Origin of the sequence: Arthrobacter echini (assembly GCF_008107445.1) — a bacterium.
In the GTDB taxonomy this organism is placed as follows: Bacteria; Actinomycetota; Actinomycetes; order Actinomycetales; family Micrococcaceae; genus Arthrobacter_D; species Arthrobacter_D echini_A.
Genome location: NZ_VSLD01000006.1, coordinates 42,828 through 60,741, shown reverse-complemented (window position 1 = coordinate 60,741; position 17,914 = coordinate 42,828). Strand labels below are relative to the sequence as shown.

The following is a 17,914-nucleotide window of genomic DNA, read 5'->3' as shown; positions in this document are numbered from 1 at the left end:
TCCGACCGGCCCGCGGGCCGGTCGGGCCGCGTGGCGGTCGACGCCCTAGCGCGGGGCGGGCGACGAACCGCCGTCCCGCTCCGCCCGGCCCTCGGTGTCGCCGGCATCGCCGGTGTCGCCGTCCGACCCGTCGACCGGACGCTCCGCGACCGTGCGGCGGTCATCGGCCACCTCCACGGCGACGGCGGCCGCGGCCCTGCGGCCCGCGTGATCCTCCTTCGGGGTGGAGCTCAGACCCCTGCCCGTCTCGTCGAGCGCGGTCCGCTCCTCGGCATCCGCGATCTCCTCGTCGGTGATGTGGTCGTCGTCCTCCTGGTTCCACGCCTTGATGGCGGCCCAGCCGACGGCGGCCACGGGCACGGAGAGGATGGCCCCGACGATCCCCGCCAGGACGGTGCCGGCGGTCAGGGCGACCAGGATCACGAGCGCGTGCACCTGCAGCGTGCGGCCCATGACCACGGGCTGCAGGAAGTTCCCCTCGAGCTGGTTCACCACGATCACGGCGATGATCACGAACAGGGCGATCAGCGGCCCGTTGGCCACGAGGGCGATCAGGGCGGCGAGCACACCGGCGAGGGTCGCGCCGACGAGCGGGATGAACGCGCCGATGAAGACGATCGCCGCCAGGGGCAGTGCGAGCGGCACACCCAGGAAGAAGAGGGCGAGGCCGATGAACACGGAGTCGACGAGCGCCACGATCGCCGTCCCACGGATGTACCCCCCGAGGACCGTCATGCCGCTCTCCCCGACACGGCGTGCCTTGACGAGGCGCTTGCCCTTGAAGGCACGCAGCATGAAGGCCCAGATCTTCTCTCCGTCCTTGAGGAAGAAGAAGAGGATGACCACCATGAGCACGGCGCCCGCGAAGAAGTTCCCGGCCGCGCTCAGCCCGGAGATGGCACCGGCACCCACGGTGCTGCTCGTGGCGAAGTCCACCACCCAGTCGCGCGCCTGCTGGATCTGCGCCTCGTCGACGGGGATGGGTCCGTTCTGGACGAAGGCGTAGAGCTTGTCGAAGCCCTCGGTGGCACTGGAGACGAGCTGGTCGGCCTGCCCGACGACGGCGAACACGATACCCGTGATCAGGCCGCTGAACACCAGCAGCAGGAGCAGGAAGGCCGCGGCGGTGGCGGCGGAAGCTGCCCAGCCCTTCCGGCGGAGCCAGTTCACGAACGGCCCGATCGCCGCGGCGAGGATGAGGGCGAGCAGCATGGGGATGACCACGAGCTGGACCTGGATCAACGCGTAGATCGCACCGACGATCAGCACCAGGAGCAGCAGGACCTGCGCCGCCCTGATGCTGGCATTACCGAGGCTGTCGCGCCAGGGTCCCTTCGGGGCGAAGTTTTCCAGCTGGGCGGGAGTGGTCATCGGCGGTCACCTTTTCCTTCGGCCGGGAGGCCATCGTTGAGCAGTTGGGCGCGGACCTCGCGTCGGAGGATCTTCCCGATCTGGGACCGGGGCAGGTCCTGTGCCTGCACGATCGTCCGCGGAACCTTGTAGGCCGCGAGCGCGCTGCGGCAGTGGGAACGCAGCGCCTCGACATCGAGTGCGGCCCCCGGGGCGAGGACCACGACGGCGACGACGTCCTCGCCGCCCTCCGCCCGCGCCAGTCCCACGACGGCGGCGTCCGTCACATCGGCGTGGTTCAGCAGCGCCCTCTCGACCTCGGACGGCGCCACGTTGAACCCGCCGGTGATGATGAGTTCCTTGATGCGGTCCACGATGGTGATGAAGTGGTCCCCGTCCATGCGGACGATGTCTCCTGTGCGGCACCAGCCGTCGTCGAGCAGGACGGCCTGGGTCTCGTCCGGCCTGCGCCAGTACCCCTGGAACACCTGCGGGCCACGGATCAGCAGCTCCCCCGTCTCACCGGGGGCGCGATCGACGTCGGGGGCGTCGGGGTCCACGATCCGCACGTCCGTTCCGGGGAACGGCACGCCGACCGTGCCCGGGCGCCGGGTGGGGCCGATCGGGTTGCCTGCCACGATCGGGGAGGTCTCCGTGAGGCCGTAGCCCTCGATCAGATACCCGCCCGTGGCGGCCTCCCAGGTCTCGACGGTGGACTCCGGCAGGTTCATGGCACCGGAGATCGCGAAGCGGATGCTGCGCAGATCCGCCCCGCGCTCCGCCGCGCCGGCGGCGAGCCGATCGTAGATGGGCGGCACGGCGGGAAGGAAGGTAGGCGGACTCTTCTTCGCGGCGTCCAGCACCAGCCCGACGTCGAAACGCGGGAAGAGGACGAGTTTCGCGCCGATGCTCATGGCGAAGGTGAGGCAGAGGGTCAGGCCGTAGGCGTGGAACATGGGCAGTACCGCGTAGACCGTCTCGCGTCCGGCGTCGAGCCCGGGCACCCAGGCCCTGCCCTGCGCCGCGTTCGCCAGCAGATTGCGGTGCGTGAGGATGGCACCCTTCGGTACACCCGTGGTCCCACTGGTGTACTGCAGGACGGCCGTGTCCGTCGCTGCGGGGCGCGGCTGCTGCTGCGGCAGGCGGCGGTGCCGGAGCAGCTCCTTCCACGCCACGAGCGTCCGCGGCCCGGTGAGCCCGTCCGTCGTCGTCAGCGCTGCCCTGGCCTCCCGCGCACGCCTGAGCGGCAGCGTGAGCGCGAGCCGGCGGGACACCGGCATCGCGCTGATGAGGTCCACCGAGACCACGGTGGTCACGGCGATGTCCGCCGGGAACCGCTGGATGCGCGGCGCCACCCGGTCCCAGACGATCGCGAGCTTCGCACCGTGGTCCTCGAACTGGTGTCGGAGCTCCCGGTCGGTGTAGAGCGGGTTGTGCTCGACGACGATCGCCCCGAGCCGGAGGACCGCGTAGAAGGCGATGATGTGCTGCGGGCAGTTCGGGAGCACCAGGGCCACGCGGTCGCCGTGGGTGACGCCGAGGGCCTTCAGGCCCGCCGCGGCGCGGGCCACGGCGTCCCCGAGCTCCCGGTAGCTGGTGGACGCCCCGAAGAACTCGAGCGCCGTCGTGGCGGCATAGGTCCCCACCGACGCATCGAGCACATCGGTGAGGGTGCCCTCGGGTACGTCGAAGATGGTCGGCACGCCGGGTGCGTAGCTCGCCAGCCACGGTCTGGCTGCCAGATCCATGAGTCTGCTTCCTCTTGTCCGTCCGACCCTGATGCGGGGCCGACGAATCACGTTACCCGACCCCGCACACCTGCCGGGGCTGACGGGACCCCCCGTCGCCGCACGGTAGGATTGTGCGCCGAAGGGGAGTAGCTCCGCGTGCAGACGCGAGGCCTGTCGACATACTGGCACCGCGGTGCCCGGCAGTCCACCGGTGAGACGGCGAGCGAGACCTTCGGCCCTGTTCGACGCATCCGCGTACCCCGGCCGACGTCCTCTTCGGACCGGGACTGCGCGGGCCTGACCCCCGGAGCCCCGTGACACACCCCCAGCAGCCCCCACCGCCCGACGACGTCAGGCGGTGGCGCCAGCATCTGGCCGACGAGCGTGCCGAGGCCGCGATCTACCGGGATCTGGCCCGACGCCGCGTGGGCGAGGAACGCGAGATCCTCCTCGGCCTGGCCGAGGCGGAGGGTCGCCACGAGGCGCACTGGCTCGCGCTGCTCGGCGAGCACGCCGGGCGTCCGCTGCACCCCTCGCTCCGCAACCGGGTCCTGGGCTGGTTCGCGCGCCGGTTCGGGTCCGTCTTCGTCCTCGCCCTGGCCCAGCGGGCCGAGGGCCGCTCCCCCTATGCTGCCGATCCCTCCGCGACGGACGCCATGGTGGCCGACGAACAGATCCACGAGGAGGTGGTGCGAGGTCTGGCGACGCGCGGGCGCACCAGGCTCTCGGGCAACTTCCGGGCGGCCGTGTTCGGCGCGAACGACGGCCTGGTGAGCAATCTCGCGCTGGTCATCGGGATCGGGGCCACGGGGGTGTCCCCCGCGTTCATCCTCTTCAGTGGGCTGGCCGGTCTGCTGGCGGGAGCGCTGTCGATGGGAGCCGGTGAGTACGTCTCCGTTCGCTCCCAGCGCGAGCTGCTCTCGGCGTCGCGCCCCACGCAGATCACCCTCACCGCTGCGAAGCAGCTGGACATCGCGGCCAATGAGCTGGTGCTGGTCTACCGGGCGCGCGGCATGACGCCGGCCGCCGCCGAGCACAGGGCGGCCGAGCGGCTGGGCATGGCGGACTGCGACTGCGATCCGAGCTTCTCGCTGCGGCCGGAGGAGGATCTGCCGGAGTACGAGTCTGTCGGCACCGGCCTCGGGGCCGCGGCCTCCAGCTTCTGTTTCTTCGCCACCGGGGCGATCATCCCCGTGCTCCCCTATCTGCTGGGACTCGATGGCGTCACCGCCGTGGTCCTGGCGTGCGTCCTGGTGGGACTGGCCCTCCTGTCCACGGGGGCCGTCGTCGCGCTCCTCTCCGGAGCCTCTCCGCTGCGCCTCGCGCTGCGCCAGCTGGGGATCGGGTTGGGAGCCGCAGCGGTCACCTACCTGCTCGGGCTGCTCTTCGGCACCACCGTCGCCTGAGGTCCCGACCGCGCGGCTCAGCCCCGACGCTGCTCCTGTAGCACGTGGTCCTCGAGCTTCGCGAGGGTGGCCTCGATGCTCGCGGGATGACGGCGCGTGAAGCCCGCGAGCCGGAAGGCGATCCTCCACGGCACCGCCCGCCCGTCCCACTCCTCGCGCACGAGCGTGGAATCGCCGCGGGGTTCCAGGGTGTAGCGCCACACGTGCGCGGAGAAGTGCCGCCAGGCGATCCGGCGGCCCTCCTCGAACTCGGTCACCCGGTTGAGGATCCGGTAGGGGGCACCGATCCGCATCTCCATACCGAACCGCGCACCGAGCGAGAGGCGCTCGGGGCCATTGGGCTGCTCGCCCCGCACCGTTCCGGAGCCGTCGATCACGCTGTGCAGGGCGGGGCGGGCGAGGACCTCGAAGATCCGCTCGGCAGGGGCCTTGATGAGCCGCTCGCGCGAGATGAGATAGGCCGGGTCTGGAGCGGGAGCAGTGGTCATACCCTCATTGTCCACGCCGACGCTGCCCGCGCACTTCCGGGTGAACCGTCCGGGGATCAGGGCTTCAGCAGCACCTTGATGGCACGCCGCTCGTCCATCGCCCGGTACGCCTCGGCTGCGTCCCCGAGGGGCATCACGACGTCGAAGACCAGCCCGGGGTTGATCGTCCCGTCGAGGACGTCCTTCAGCAGTTCCGGGATGTACGTGTGGGCGGGTGCCATGCCGCCGCCCACGGTGATGTTCTTCGCGAAGAGATAGCCGACGGGCAGCTCGGGTCCGCCGGCGGGGACCCCGACGAAGCCCAGATTTCCGCCGGGTCGGGTGCTGCGCAGCGCCTGGTCCATGGACTCCTTGGTCCCCACGCACTCGAGCACGGAGTCGGCGAGGACACCGCCGAGCAGTTCGCGGACCATCTCCACGCCCTCGTCCCCGCGCTCGGCCACGATGTCCGTGGCGCCGAACTCACGGGCCAGCGCCTGGCGGTCCTCGTGGCGGGACATGGCGATGATGCGCTCGGCGCCGAGACGCTTCGCGGCCAGCACCCCGCACAGGCCCACGGCGCCGTCCCCCACGACGACGACGGTGCGGCCCGGTCCCACGTTCGCCGAGACGGCGGCGTGATGGCCCGTCGACATGACGTCCGAGAGGGTGAGCAGGCTTGCCGTGAGGGCGTCGTCCGGCTCGGTGACGCCGTCGACGACGCGCAGTGTCCCGTCCGCCTGCGGGACGCGCACGGCCTCGCCCTGGGCTCCCTGCACGTAGTGGCCGTGCTCGTCGGTGCTACCCCATCCGGTGAGGTGGTCGCAGGCCACGGTGACTCCGTTGAGGCACTGGGGGCAGGTGCCGCAGCTGTCCACGAACGGCGCGATCACGAAGTCACCGACACTCACGTCGCGGACGTCGGCACCGACGGATTCCACGACGCCGATGAACTCGTGCCCGATCGCCTTGGGCTCCTTGGTGGGCCGGACACCGCGGTACGGCCACAGATCGGACCCGCAGACGCAGGACGCGGTGACTCTGACGACCGCGTCGGTGGAGCGGACGATCTCCGGGTAGTCCCGGTCCTCGACGCGGATATCGCCGGGTCCGTGGATGATGGTGGCGCGCATGGTCTCTCCTCGAAGCTTTGCCTGATGGAATCGATGTCCCCTCCCGACAGTACAAGCCGTGGGGGCGCGACCCTACCTCGGTGAGTGACCGGCCGCGACCCTGAAGCCGCCCTCCAGCTCCTCCAGGGTTCTGCCCCGTGTCTCGGGGATGTACCGGCGGGCGAAGGCGATCGCTGCGATACCGAGGACGCCGAAGGCGAAGAAGGTGCTCGAGAGGCCGACCGTGTCGACCAGGGTGGGGAAGGTGAGGCTCACCGTGAAGTTGACCATCCAGAGCACGAACACCGCCGCGCCCATCCCGAGTCCCCGCACACGCATGGGGAAGATCTCGGAGAGCATCAGCCAGGTCACCGGCGAGATGGAGCCCTGCTGGAAGGCCAGGAAGGTCACGGTGAGCGCGAGGACCAGGAAGCCCCGCAGCGCTCCCTCCTCGACGAGCAGGGCCACGAGACCGATGCCGAACAGGGCCGACGTCGTTCCGAGCTGACCCACGAGCAGCATGGGGCGGCGTCCCACGCGGCCCAGCAGCCAGATGCCCACGAAGGTGGCGGCCACGGAGACGATGCCGTTGGCGATGTTCGCCGTCAGGGCCGACCGGGTTCCGAAGCCGGCGTCGACGAGAATCTGTGTGCCGTAGTACATGATCGCGTTGACGCCGGTGATCTGCTGGATCACCGCGAGTCCGAGACCGACCACGAGGACCCTCCGGAGCCAGGGCTCACGCAGGTCGCGCAGGGACGCCCTGTCCCGCAGACGGTCCTCGGCCGCGGCCTGCCTGATCTCCTCGTACTCCCGACGCGCCTCCTCGGGTGGGCGCAGGGTCTGCAGGACCCGCAGCGCCGACCCGGCGACGCCGTGTGCTGCGAGCCAGCGCGGGCTCTCGGGGACCACGTGCATCCCGATCCAGAGCCCGATCGCCGGCAGCGTCGCGAGCACGAGCATCCAGCGCCAGATCCCATGGCTGTCCCCGAAGACATTCCCGAGGAATGCGCTGGAGCTGAAGGCCAGCAGCTGCCCCGCCACGATCATCAGTTCGTTGCGGGTGACGATCTGACCGCGCCTGGCTGCCGGGGCCACCTCCGCGAGGAAGATCGGCACCATCACCGAGGCCCCTCCCACAGCCAGACCGAGGACGAAGCGGACGATCACCATGACCGTCACATCGGGCGCGAGGGCGGACCCCAGCGCTCCGAGCAGGAAGATCACGGCCAGGACGAGGATCATCCTCCTGCGGCCGAAGGCATCGGCGAGGCGGCCACCGGCAAGGGCACCGAACGCGGCGCCGAGCACCAGCGAGCTCGCCACGAGCCCCTCCGTGAGGGCGGTGAGCCGAAGATCATCCGCCATGAAGGGCAGTGCTCCGTTGATGACACCCGTGTCGAAGCCGAAGAGCAGCCCGCCGAGGGTCGCCACCCAGGTCATGCGCCGCAGTGCTCCGCGCCGGGTACGCGCATCGGTGCCGGGCGGGGCGACGTCGTTCCCGGTCACGCCGCCCCCGCCCGACCGGCCCGGGCACGCAGAAGAACAGCCTCCCCCGTGGGGGAGGCTGTTCTCGGTCCGTGCGGGTGGAGGTCCACTCAGAGGCTTGCGTAGACCTCACGGAGGAGGCTCGCGGTCTCGGACGGCGTCTTGCCGACCTTGACGCCGGCGGCCTCGAGTGCTTCCTTCTTGGCCTGCGCCGTCCCCGCGGAGCCGGAGACGATGGCACCGGCGTGGCCCATGGTCTTGCCCTCGGGCGCGGTGAAACCGGCCACGTAGCCCACCATGGGTTTCGTGACGTTCGCCTTGATGAACTCGGCCGCGCGCTCCTCGGCGTCGCCGCCGATCTCCCCGATCATCACGATCGCCTTGGTCTCGGGATCCGCCTCGAATGCCGCGAGGGCGTCGATGTGGGTGGTGCCGATCACGGGGTCGCCGCCGATTCCGATGGCCGTGGAGAAGCCCAGATCGCGCAGTTCGAACATCATCTGGTAGGTCAGGGTGCCCGACTTCGAGACAAGACCCACGCCGCCCTTGCCGGTGATGTTCGCAGGGGTGATGCCCACGAGGGACTCGCCCGGCGTGATGATGCCCGGGCAGTTCGGGCCGATGATGCGCGTGACCTGCTTGCCGTCGGCGTCGACCTTGGACTGGGCGAGTGCCCAGAACTCCGCCGAGTCCTGGACGGGTACGCCCTCGGTGATGACGACGACGAGGCCGATCCCGGCCTCGATGGCCTCCACCACGGCGTCCTTGGTGAAGGCAGGCGGCACGAAGACGATCGACACGTCGGCGCCGGTCTCCTTCATGGCTTCCTCGACCGTGCCGTAGACGGGCAGGGTGACGTCGTCGTGCGTGACGGACGTACCCGCCTTGCGGGCGTTCACGCCGCCGACCACCTGGGTGCCGGCCTTGAGCATGAGGGCGGTGTGCTTGGTGCCCTCGCCGCCCGTGATGCCCTGGACGATGACCCGTGAGTCCTTGTTGAGATAGATAGACATGGGGAAACCTTTACTTTCCGTAGGCGAGCGCGGCGGCCTTGTCGGCGCCTTCGTCCATGGTGTCGGCGAGGGTGACCAGCGGATGGTTCGCCTCGGCGAGGATGCGCCGGCCCTCCTCGACCTTGTTGCCGTCGAGGCGGACCACGAGGGGCTTGTTCGCCTCGTCGCCGAGGATCTCGAGGGCCTTGACGATCCCGTTGGCGACGGCGTCGCATGCCGTGATGCCGCCGAAGACGTTGACGAACACGCTCTCGACCTGGGTGTCGTTCAGGATGACGTCGAGACCGGCGGCCATGACCTCGGAGGAGGCCCCACCGCCGATGTCGAGGAAGTTGGCCGGCCGGACGCCGCCGTGCGCCTCACCGGCGTAGGCGACGACGTCGAGCGTGGACATGACGAGCCCGGCACCGTTGCCGATGATGCCCACCTGGCCGTCGAGCTTCACGTAGTTGAGATCGTTCTCCTTGGCCTTGGCCTCGAGCGGATCCGCGGCGTCCTTGTCCTCCAGCTCGGCATGGCCGGGCTGGCGGAAGCCGGCATTCTCGTCGATGGTGACCTTGCCGTCGAGGGCGAGGATCTCTCCAGCGCCGGTCTTCACGAGCGGGTTGACCTCCACGAGCGTGGCGTCCTCCTTCACGAAGACGTCCCACAGCTTCAGGATGGTGTGGATGACGCCGTCGCGGACCTCGGGGGCGAAGCCGGCGGCGTCCACGATCTCCTCGGCCTTCGCCTGGTCGATCCCGGTTCCGGCGTCGATCGGGACACGGGCCAGGGCGTCGGGGCGCTCGACGGCGAGCTGTTCGATCTCGACGCCGCCCTCGACGGAGCACATGGCCAGGTAGTTGCGGTTGGACCTGTCGAGCAGGACGGAGAAGTAGTACTCCTCGGCGATGTCGGCACCCTGGGCGATCATGACCCGCTGGACGGTATGGCCCTTGATGTCCATCCCGAGGATGTCGGAGGCGTAGGAACGGGCCTCCTCGGGGGTCTTGGCGACCTTGACCCCGCCGGCCTTGCCGCGACCGCCCACCTTGACCTGGGCCTTGACGACGACGACGCCGCCGATCTTCTCGGCCGCTGCCTGCGCTTCTTCTGCGGTGTGCGCCACGATGCCGGCGAGCACGGGGACGCCGTGTGCCTCAAAGAGATCGCGCGCCTGATATTCAAACAGGTCCACTTAGCTCGTGTCCTTCTACGTCGAAGTCGGTTTACAAGAGGGAACTGTAGTCCTCCCGGCGCTGGGGCCTCTCACAGACTAGCGGTTCGGTGAGGAAGGCCACAGTTCTATCCGGCGTAGAAATCCGCCTCCCGTTCGTTGAGGTCCCGCGGCCGTGGGCGGCGACCCGACCGCGTGTCGTTCGTCCATCAGGCCACCTTCGTCAGCGGGGCGTAACGCAGCAGCAGCCGCTTCTCGCCGACGTCGAAGCGGACCTTCGCCACGGTCTTGTCGCCGGCGCCCTCCACCGAGAGCACCGTGCCGTCGCCGAAGCTCGCGTGGTTGACCTTGTCCCCCACGGCCACGGAGACAACCTCCTTCTGCGGCTGGACGCGGCCGATGGCCTTCGCCGGCGCCGTCCCGCCGGTGAAGCCTCCCCCGCCGGCACCCCAGTACGAACCGCTGAACCGGGGCCCGCCGATGCTGCCGCCGGTGGTCCAGGCGGGCTTGGCGGCGCCCTCCCGCTTCCAGTCGATCAGTTCCGCCGGGATCTCGCCGACGAACTGGCTCTCGGGGTTGTACTGGCTCTGGCCCCACATGCTGCGCACTTCGGAGCGCGTGATGTAGAGGCGCTGCCGGGCGCGGGTGAGACCGACGTAGGCCAGGCGCCGCTCCTCGGCGAGTTCCTTGGGATCGGTGGCCGAGCGCTGGTGCGGGAAGATGCCCTGTTCCATGCCGGTCAGGAACACCACGGGGAACTCCAGCCCCTTGGCCGTGTGCAGCGTCATGAGCGTGACCACTCCCTGGCGCCGCGCTTCCTCCACGGCCCGCTGCACCTCGGCCTGCGAACCGTCCGGTGCATCCGGGATCTGATCGGCATCGGCCACGAGCGAGACCTGCTCCAGGAAGTCGCCGAGCGTCCCCTCGGGGTTGTCCCGTTCGAACTCGCGGAGGACGGCCACGAGCTCTGCGAGGTTCTCCACGCGGGACTCGTCCTGGGGATCGTTGCTGGTGCGCAGCTGCTCGAGATAGCCGGTCTGCTCCAGGACGGCCTCGAGGGCCGCGGCGGCACCGGATCCGGCGGCCACCTCGGCGAGATCGTCGACGAGCTTCACGAATCCCGCGACGGCGTTCACCGAACGGGTGGCCAGGCCCGGCGCCTCGGGCGCGCGGCGCAGTGCCTGCATGAAGCTGATCCGCTCGCGCTCCCCCAGGGCCGCGACGGCGTACTCCGCGCGGTCGCCGATGCCGCGCTTGGGCTCGTTGAGGATGCGGCGGAGATTGACGACGTCGTCCTGGTTGACCAGGACGCGCAGATAGGCGAGGGCGTCCTTGACCTCCTTGCGCTCGTAGAACCGCGTGCCGCCGACCACCTTGTAGGGCAGCCCCACGCGCAGCAGGATCTCCTCGATGGACCGCGACTGCGCGTTCGTGCGGTAGAAGATCGCGACGTCGCCCGGACGGACCGCCTCGTCGTCCTGCAGCCGGTCGATCTCCTCCGAGATGAAGCGCGCTTCCTCGTGTTCGTTCTCCCCCACGTAGCCGATGATCTTCTCGCCGCTGCCTTCCGCGGTCCACAGCCGCTTCTCCGGCCGGTTCGGATTCCGGGAGATCACGGCGTTGGCCGCGCTGAGGATGTTCTGCGTGGACCGGTAGTTCTGCTCGAGCAGGATGGTGCGCGCGCTGGGGTAGTCGTTCTCGAACTCCACGATGTTGCGCACGTCGGCTCCGCGGAAGGCGTAGATGGACTGGTCGGAGTCGCCCACCACCGTCAGCTCGGCGGGATCGTCGGTGGACTCGCCCGGCACGCCGACGATCTCCCGGACCAGGGCGTACTGTGCGTGGTTGGTGTCCTGGTACTCGTCCACGAGGACGTGACGGAACCGGCGCCGGTAGTAGTCCGCGACCCCCGGGAAGGCACGGAACATGAAGACCGTCTGCGCGATCAGGTCGTCGAAGTCCATGGCGTTCGCCTGGCGCATGCGCTGCGCGTAGCCGGAGTAGACCTCGGCGACCGCCTGGTCGAACGGATCCGCGGGATCGGCGTCCGAGGCGAAGGACTCCTCGTCGACGAGCTCGTTCTTCAGCGCGGAGATCTTGTGCTGGATTGCTTTAGGGGCGAACTTCTTGGGGTCGAGATCCAGCCCCTTGGCCACGAGCGTGATGAGACGCAGCGTGTCGGCGGAGTCGTAGATGGAGAAGTTGGAGTTCAGGCCCACCGACGCGGCCTCGCGGCGGAGGATGCGCACGCAGGAGGAGTGGAAGGTGGAGATCCACATGCGCTTGGCCACGTCGCCGATGAGGCCCTCGATGCGCTCGCGCATCTCGGCGGCCGCCTTGTTCGTGAAGGTGATGGCGAGGATCTGTCCGGGGTGGGAGCGGCCCGTAGCCAGCAGGTAGGCGATCCGGTGGCTCAGGACGCGCGTCTTGCCGGATCCCGCACCGGCCACGATCAGCAGTGGTGAGCCGCCGTGCCTGACGGCCTCCTCCTGCTGGGGGTTCAGGCCCTGCAGGAGTTCCTGCGCCCGGCGCTCGTCCACTCCTGCATCGGCGGGTACGTGCGCCGGGCCCCCGCCCGACGCGGGTCCGACCGGCGTCCCGCCGGCCATGGCGGCCTCGCGTGCGCGCTTCTTCTCGGCGGGCGTGGGTGGGGAGACGTAGGGATCGAAGAGCATGTCCATGGTGTCTCGAGTCTAGGCCGTTCTCCCGACAGTCCGCCGGAGAGTGAGGAGAGGGTGCGGTGACGCGACGATGCCCCCGCCGTGGGCCGGCGGGGGCATCGCTGCGTCCGGGTCTTGTCGGGCTCGGGTGCTACTTCTCGGTCTGGAGCTCGTCCCGCTCGATGCCGAGAATCAGCAGCTTGCCGCTCTTGCGGTCAGCGAGGTACTCGCGCATCTCCTTCTTGATGACCGGCAGCAGGAAGTACACGCCGAGCAGATTGATGAAGGCGCAGACGAACAGGGCGGCGTCGGCGAAGCTGATGACCTGGCTGAAGGTCAGGACGCACCCTGCGACGGTGAAGAACAGGAAGATGATCTTGTAGCTGATCTCCGCCGTCTTGCCGCGACCGAACAGGAACTCCCAGGCCTTGAGACCGTAGTAGGACCAGGTGATGAGTGTGGAGTAGGCGAAGAGGACGACGGCGATCGCGAGGATGATGGGGAACCATGGGATGACCGTCGCGAAGGCGTCCGAGGTGAGGATCACGCCGTCGGGCGTGTCGCCACCACCCTGCACCTGATCGATGCCCGCCTGGAGGCTCGGCGCACCGGCGATGATGATCGCGAGGGCCGTCATGGTGCAGATCAGGACCGTGTCCACGAGCGGCTCGTACAAAGCCACGAAGCCCTCGCTGACGGGGCGGCGGGTCTTCACGGCAGAGTGGGCAATGGCGGCCGAGCCCACACCGGCCTCGTTCGAGAAGGAGGCCCGCTGGAACCCGACGATCAGGACGCCGAGGAAGCCGCCAGCCATCCCCTGCGGATTGAAGGCCCCGGTGATGATCGCGCCGAATGCCCCGGGGACCTGGTCGATGTTGACGATGATCACGAACAGGCAGGCGAGGACGTAGACGCCGCCCATGGCAGGGACAAGCCGCGAGGTGGTCGCCCCGATCGACTTGATGCCACCGAGGATGACCACGGCGACCAGAAAGGCGAGGACGATCCCGAAGATGAAGGCCGAGCCGGCGCTGCCGAGGAAGCCGTCTTCGCCGCCCGTGACGTTCTGCACCTGGGCGAAGGTCTGATTGGCCTGGAACATATTGCCGCCGGCCACACCGAAGACGAGGATCGCCACCGCGAAGATGCCGGTGAGGATCTTCGCCGGGATGCGCCCGAGCTTGCTGAACGCGATGGGGAGGTACTTGAAGGGACCACCGCTGACCGAGCCGTCCTCGTGGATCTGGCGGTACTTGACCCCTAGCGTGCACTCCGCGAACTTCGTGGCCATGCCGATCAGGCCGGCGCAGATCATCCAGAATGTGGCGCCCGGGCCACCGAGGGCCATGGCCGCGCCGACGCCGGCGATGTTACCGAGACCCACGGTGCCTGAGAGCGCGGAGGTGAGGGCCTGGAAGTGAGGTACCTCGCCCGGATCGTCCTTCGAGGAATAGCGCCCGCGGACCACCTCGTACCCCACCTTGAGGCCGCGGAACTGGGGGACCTTGAAGTAGATCGTGAAGATGATGCCCGCGATGACGAGCCAGGCCACGACGGCGGGAAAGCTGACGCCGCCGATCGTGATCGGGAAGAACACGATATTGGAGAAGATCTCGGTGGGCTTGGCGAACGCCGTGTTGACGGCGTCGTCGACGGTGGCCAGCCAGGAGACGTCATCTGTCGCAGTGGTCATGGGTACTGCAGAGGCTAGAAGCATTCCCTAAATGAACCGCGCCCGGAAGGTGAGCGCAATCACACAAACGATATTTCAGTGGAAGCGTCACTGAATTGAAACTAGATTCACAGCGGACTCACAGGATTCCCTGTCCCTGTTTGTGGATCGTTCATACTGGGACTGTGGCACGAACACGAGCACAGATCGCGCGGAAGCATTTCACCGGCACTCCGCCACCCCGGACACCGGACGCACCGCCGCAGCTACAACGCTCCAACGGGAGCCTGGTCATCATCGCCGCTGCCGTCGCCTCCGTGTTCCTCTTCTGGTACTTCCACCTGCTGGCCCTCGGGCAGATGACCCAGCTTGCTGACGGCCTGGCCATGCCGGACATGATGGTGGGCGGCTACGACGTGGGGTATGTCGAGCGGCTGCGAGCGGCGATGGACGACGACGCCCGCGGTCAGCTGAGCTATCTGCACAAGACGGCGGGCACCCTCTTCCCCCTGATCTTCGCCTTCGCCTGGCTCCTGCTCATCCAGCTCAACACCGCGCGTCGCTGGCTCCGCTGGGTGCTGTGGTCCCCGGTGCTCCTGTTCGTGGTGGCCGATCTGTGGGAGAACATCGCCATCGACACCGTTCTGGCCCAGGCCTCACCGGGGGCGGGCGACGTCCTGCTCGCCTCGACCCTGACCGTACTGCGGTGGGTACTGCTCCTCGTGAGCCTGGCGGGCGGTGCCGTCTCGGTCTTCGGGCGTCGCCGGATGGTGCACCACGGGCCTGACGGGGGCGGCGCGGGGACCACGGCGCGGAGCAGGTAGGCTGGGACCGCCGAACACGGACCCCTACCGTGTCCGAGCCTCTGTAGCTCAGTAGGATAGAGCGTCCCTCTCCTAAAGGGAAGGTCGTCGGTTCGATTCCGGCCAGGGGCACTTCGGGTACAGCAGGTCAGGGATGGATCGATGATCCATCCCTGACCTGTCTCCGGGTTACTCGTTGGCGGCCAGGGTCTTCTGCACGGCGAACTGCGTCCGGTGGAGTTCCTCGTAGCGGCCGCCCATGGCCAGGAGCTCGTCGTGCGTTCCGCGTTCCACGATGGACCCGTCCTCCACCACCAGGATCATGTCCGCGCTGCGGATCGTGGACAGCCGGTGGGCGATGACCATCGCCGTGCGGCCTTCGAGGGCGGCGCTGAGCGCCGACTGCACGGCCGCCTCCGACGTCGAGTCCAGGGCCGCCGTCGCCTCGTCGAGAACCACCACGCGCGGCTGGGCGAGCAGCAGGCGTGCGATCGTCATGCGCTGGCGCTCACCACCCGAGAGCCGGTAGCCGCGCTCGCCGACCATGGTGTCCAGCTGGTCCGGCAGGGACCGCAGGAGCGGCTCGAGGCGTGCACGCCGGACGGCATCCCAGACCTCGTCCAGGGTGGCCTCCGGCCTGGCGAGCCGGAGATTGGACAGGATGGTCTCGTGGAACAGATGACCGTCCTGGGTCACCATCCCGAGGGAGTGGCGCATGGAGGCGAAGGTGACGTCCCGGACGTCCGTCCCGCCGAGTCGCACGGCGCCGGTGTCGACGTCGTACAGCCGGGCCACCAGCTGGGCGATCGTCGACTTGCCCGCACCCGAGGTACCCACGAGTGCCACGGTCTGGCCGGGCTCGATCCGGAAGGACACCCCGTGGAGCACTTCCTCCCCGCCGCGGGTGTCGAGCGTCGAGACCTCCTCGAGGGAGGCCAGGGAGACCTTGTCCGCCGACGGATAGGCGAACCGGACGTCGTCGAACTCCACGGACACCGGCCCGGCGGGCACCGTGCCGGCGTCCGGCTTCTCCTGGATGAGCGGCTCGAGATCGAGGACCTCGAAGACACGCTCGAAACTGACGATCGCGCTCATGATCTCCACGCGGGCGTTCGCCAGGCTCGTCAGGGGTGCGTAGAGGCGCGTGAGCAGCAGGGCGAGCGTGACCACCTCGCCCGTGTCGAGCTGGCCGGCGAGCGCCAGGAAGCCGCCCAGGCCGTAGACCAGGGCCAGCGCGAGTGCCGAGACGAGCATCAGGGCGGTGAAGAAGACGAACTGCAGCATGGCGGTCCGCACCCCGATGTCCCGGACGCGTGAGGCGCGGAGCCGGAACTCCTCGGCCTCCTCGTCGGGTCGGCCGAAGAGCTTGACCAGCGTGGCGCCCGGCGCGGAGAAGCGCTCGGTCATCTGCGTGCTCATCGCGGAGTTGTGATCCGCTGCCTCGCGGCGGAGCGCGGCGAGACGGCTGCCCATGCGGCGTGCGGGGATCAGGAAGATGGGCAGCATGATCACGGCGAGGACGGTCACCAGCCAGGAGGTGCCGAGCATGACGATCAGTGTCAGGGCCAGGGCCACGATGTTCGTGACCACGCCCGACAGCGTGCCGCTGAAGGCCTGCTGCGCGCCGATGACGTCGTTGTTCAGCCGACTCACCAGAGCGCCGGTACGGGTGCGGGTGAAGAATGCGATCGGCATCTTCTGCACGTGGTTGAAGACCGCCGTACGGAGATCGAGGATCACGCCCTCACCGATCCGCGCGGAGTACCAGCGGGTCACCAGGGACACCCCGGCGTCGGCCACCGCGACGAGGGCGATGACGACGGCGAGCCAGACGATGGTGCGCACCTCGCCCTCGGCCACGATGACGTCCACCACCTGACCGGCGAGCACCGGCGTCGCCACGGCCAGGAAGGCACCGGCGATGGACAGGACGATGAACAGGATCAGCATGGTCCGGTACGGCACGGCGAAGGTGAGGATGCGCCGCACCGATTCCCGCGAGAAGCCGTGCCTGCCGTCCTTCGCCGTCGAGATCTTGTACAGCGAGCTCCAGGCTGCGCCTTCCATGGACATGGTGATTCCTCCCGGTGGTGCGCACGATCGTGCTCCCCACAAGTCTGGCAGCCGCGCGCAACACTGCGGAACAATAAGTAGGTGGTGCGGTGTTGCCTTCAGTAGTGTTCAACGTCCGATCACCACGAGAAGGATTGATCCCCATGACCCACCGCCTGTCCGTCCTCGGTGCCGCGGCGGCACTCACACTGGCCCTCGCGGGTTGCTCGGACGGCGCCGATTCGCCCGATGCCGGCGGCGCCTCCGGCTCCGCCGGTCCCACCACGCTCCAGGAGATCCAGGACGCCGGAGTACTGACCGTCGGCACGGAGGGCACCTACCGGCCCTTCAGCTTCCACGAGGACGGCAGCGGGGACCTGACCGGGTACGACGTCGAGGTGATCGATGCCGTCGCGGCAAGGATGGGCGTGGAGGCCGAGTTCGAGGAGACGCAGTGGGATGCGATCTTCGCCGGGCTGGAGGCGGGCCGCTTCGACGTGATCGCCAATCAGGTCACCATGACGGATGAGCGCAAGGAGGCCTACGACTTCTCCGAGCCCTACACCGTCAGCTCCGGCGTGATCGTCACGCGCTCCGACAACGAGGACATCTCCTCCTTCGAGGATCTGGACGGCAAGACCACCGCGCAGTCCCTCACGAGCAACTGGAACACGCTCGCGAACGAGAGCGGTGCGAACGTGGAGCCCGTGGAGGGGTGGGCGCAGTCCGTCACGCTCCTCGAGCAGGGCCGCGTCGATGCCACGATCAACGACGAACTGACCTACCTCGACTACCAGAAGACCAATGGCAACGAGGGCATCAAGATCGCGGCCACCACGGAGGAGAACTCGATGAGCGCCGTCGCCGTCCGGAAGGGCAGCACAGAGCTCGTCGACGCGATCGACACGGCGCTCGACGAGTTGCGCGCCGACGGCACGCTCGCGGAGATCTCGCAGAAGTACTTCGGCTCCGACGTCAGCGAGTGACCATGGGGGCGGGAGGAGG

General features: G+C 68.8%; 13 protein-coding genes and 1 tRNA gene. 4 read left to right on the top strand and 10 right to left on the bottom strand.

Features of this window, described 5'->3' with window-relative positions; genetic code table 11:
* Positions 1-45 precede the first annotated feature (45 nt).
* Together FQ377_RS11710 and FQ377_RS11705 are read right to left on the bottom strand one after the other, a co-directional pair.
* Positions 46-1,371: an AI-2E family transporter gene (locus FQ377_RS11710; RefSeq protein WP_148601451.1), complete on the bottom strand. Its 1,326-nt coding sequence runs from the start codon at positions 1,369-1,371 to the stop codon at positions 46-48.
* The gene (locus tag FQ377_RS11705) at positions 1,368-3,098 is read right to left on the bottom strand and encodes a long-chain-fatty-acid--CoA ligase (RefSeq protein WP_148601450.1); all 1,731 of its coding nucleotides are present in this window, start codon (positions 3,096-3,098) and stop codon (positions 1,368-1,370) included. The genes FQ377_RS11710 and FQ377_RS11705 overlap by 4 nt, the downstream gene beginning before the upstream one ends.
* A 269-nt stretch (positions 3,099-3,367) precedes the next feature.
* Between FQ377_RS11705 and FQ377_RS11700 the strand changes: the two genes are divergently transcribed.
* Positions 3,368-4,486 carry a VIT1/CCC1 transporter family protein gene (locus FQ377_RS11700; protein ID WP_148601449.1) on the top strand — a complete coding sequence of 373 codons (1,119 nt, stop codon included), beginning with the start codon at positions 3,368-3,370 and terminating at the stop codon, positions 4,484-4,486.
* 17 nt (positions 4,487-4,503) lie between these two features.
* Here FQ377_RS11700 and FQ377_RS11695 read toward each other — a convergent pair whose 3' ends face one another.
* From FQ377_RS11695 to FQ377_RS11665, 7 genes are all read right to left on the bottom strand, one after another.
* Complete coding sequence (locus FQ377_RS11695) at positions 4,504-4,974, bottom strand: SRPBCC family protein (protein ID WP_148601448.1); 471 nt, start codon at positions 4,972-4,974, stop codon at positions 4,504-4,506.
* A gap of 56 nt (positions 4,975-5,030) precedes the next feature.
* Positions 5,031-6,086: a zinc-dependent alcohol dehydrogenase family protein gene (locus FQ377_RS11690; RefSeq protein WP_148601447.1), complete on the bottom strand. Its 1,056-nt coding sequence runs from the start codon at positions 6,084-6,086 to the stop codon at positions 5,031-5,033.
* Between the two features lie 72 nt (positions 6,087-6,158).
* Positions 6,159-7,574 carry a sugar porter family MFS transporter gene (locus FQ377_RS11685; protein ID WP_316245927.1) on the bottom strand — a complete coding sequence of 472 codons (1,416 nt, stop codon included), beginning with the start codon at positions 7,572-7,574 and terminating at the stop codon, positions 6,159-6,161.
* A gap of 89 nt (positions 7,575-7,663) precedes the next feature.
* Positions 7,664-8,566, bottom strand: coding sequence for a succinate--CoA ligase subunit alpha (gene sucD / locus FQ377_RS11680; RefSeq protein ID WP_148601446.1), 903 nt, complete (start codon positions 8,564-8,566; stop codon positions 7,664-7,666).
* A 10-nt stretch (positions 8,567-8,576) separates the two neighbouring features.
* Positions 8,577-9,743 (bottom strand): ADP-forming succinate--CoA ligase subunit beta, encoded by a 1,167-nt coding sequence (gene sucC / locus FQ377_RS11675; RefSeq protein ID WP_148601445.1) that lies wholly within the window; start codon positions 9,741-9,743, stop codon positions 8,577-8,579.
* Positions 9,744-9,931: 188 nt separating this feature from the next.
* Positions 9,932-12,403 carry a DNA helicase PcrA gene (gene pcrA / locus FQ377_RS11670; RefSeq protein WP_148601444.1) on the bottom strand — a complete coding sequence of 824 codons (2,472 nt, stop codon included), beginning with the start codon at positions 12,401-12,403 and terminating at the stop codon, positions 9,932-9,934.
* Positions 12,404-12,533: 130 nt separating this feature from the next.
* A complete protein-coding gene (locus FQ377_RS11665) occupies positions 12,534-14,075 on the bottom strand; it encodes an alanine/glycine:cation symporter family protein (protein WP_262364427.1) in 1,542 nt (513 codons plus the stop codon).
* A 164-nt stretch (positions 14,076-14,239) separates the two neighbouring features.
* Between FQ377_RS11665 and FQ377_RS11660 the strand changes: the two genes are divergently transcribed.
* A complete protein-coding gene (locus FQ377_RS11660) occupies positions 14,240-14,878 on the top strand; it encodes a hypothetical protein (protein WP_262364426.1) in 639 nt (212 codons plus the stop codon).
* A 37-nt stretch (positions 14,879-14,915) separates the two neighbouring features.
* Positions 14,916-14,989, top strand: a tRNA-Arg gene (locus tag FQ377_RS11655).
* Between the two features lie 57 nt (positions 14,990-15,046).
* Here the strand turns inward: FQ377_RS11655 and FQ377_RS11650 are convergent.
* Positions 15,047-16,930: an ABC transporter ATP-binding protein gene (locus tag FQ377_RS11650; RefSeq protein ID WP_148601442.1), complete on the bottom strand. Its 1,884-nt coding sequence runs from the start codon at positions 16,928-16,930 to the stop codon at positions 15,047-15,049.
* 143 nt (positions 16,931-17,073) lie between these two features.
* Here FQ377_RS11650 and FQ377_RS11645 point away from each other — a divergent pair, with 143 nt between their 5' ends.
* A complete protein-coding gene (locus FQ377_RS11645) occupies positions 17,074-17,895 on the top strand; it encodes an amino acid ABC transporter substrate-binding protein (protein ID WP_148601441.1) in 822 nt (273 codons plus the stop codon).
* Positions 17,896-17,914: the final 19 nt, after the last annotated feature.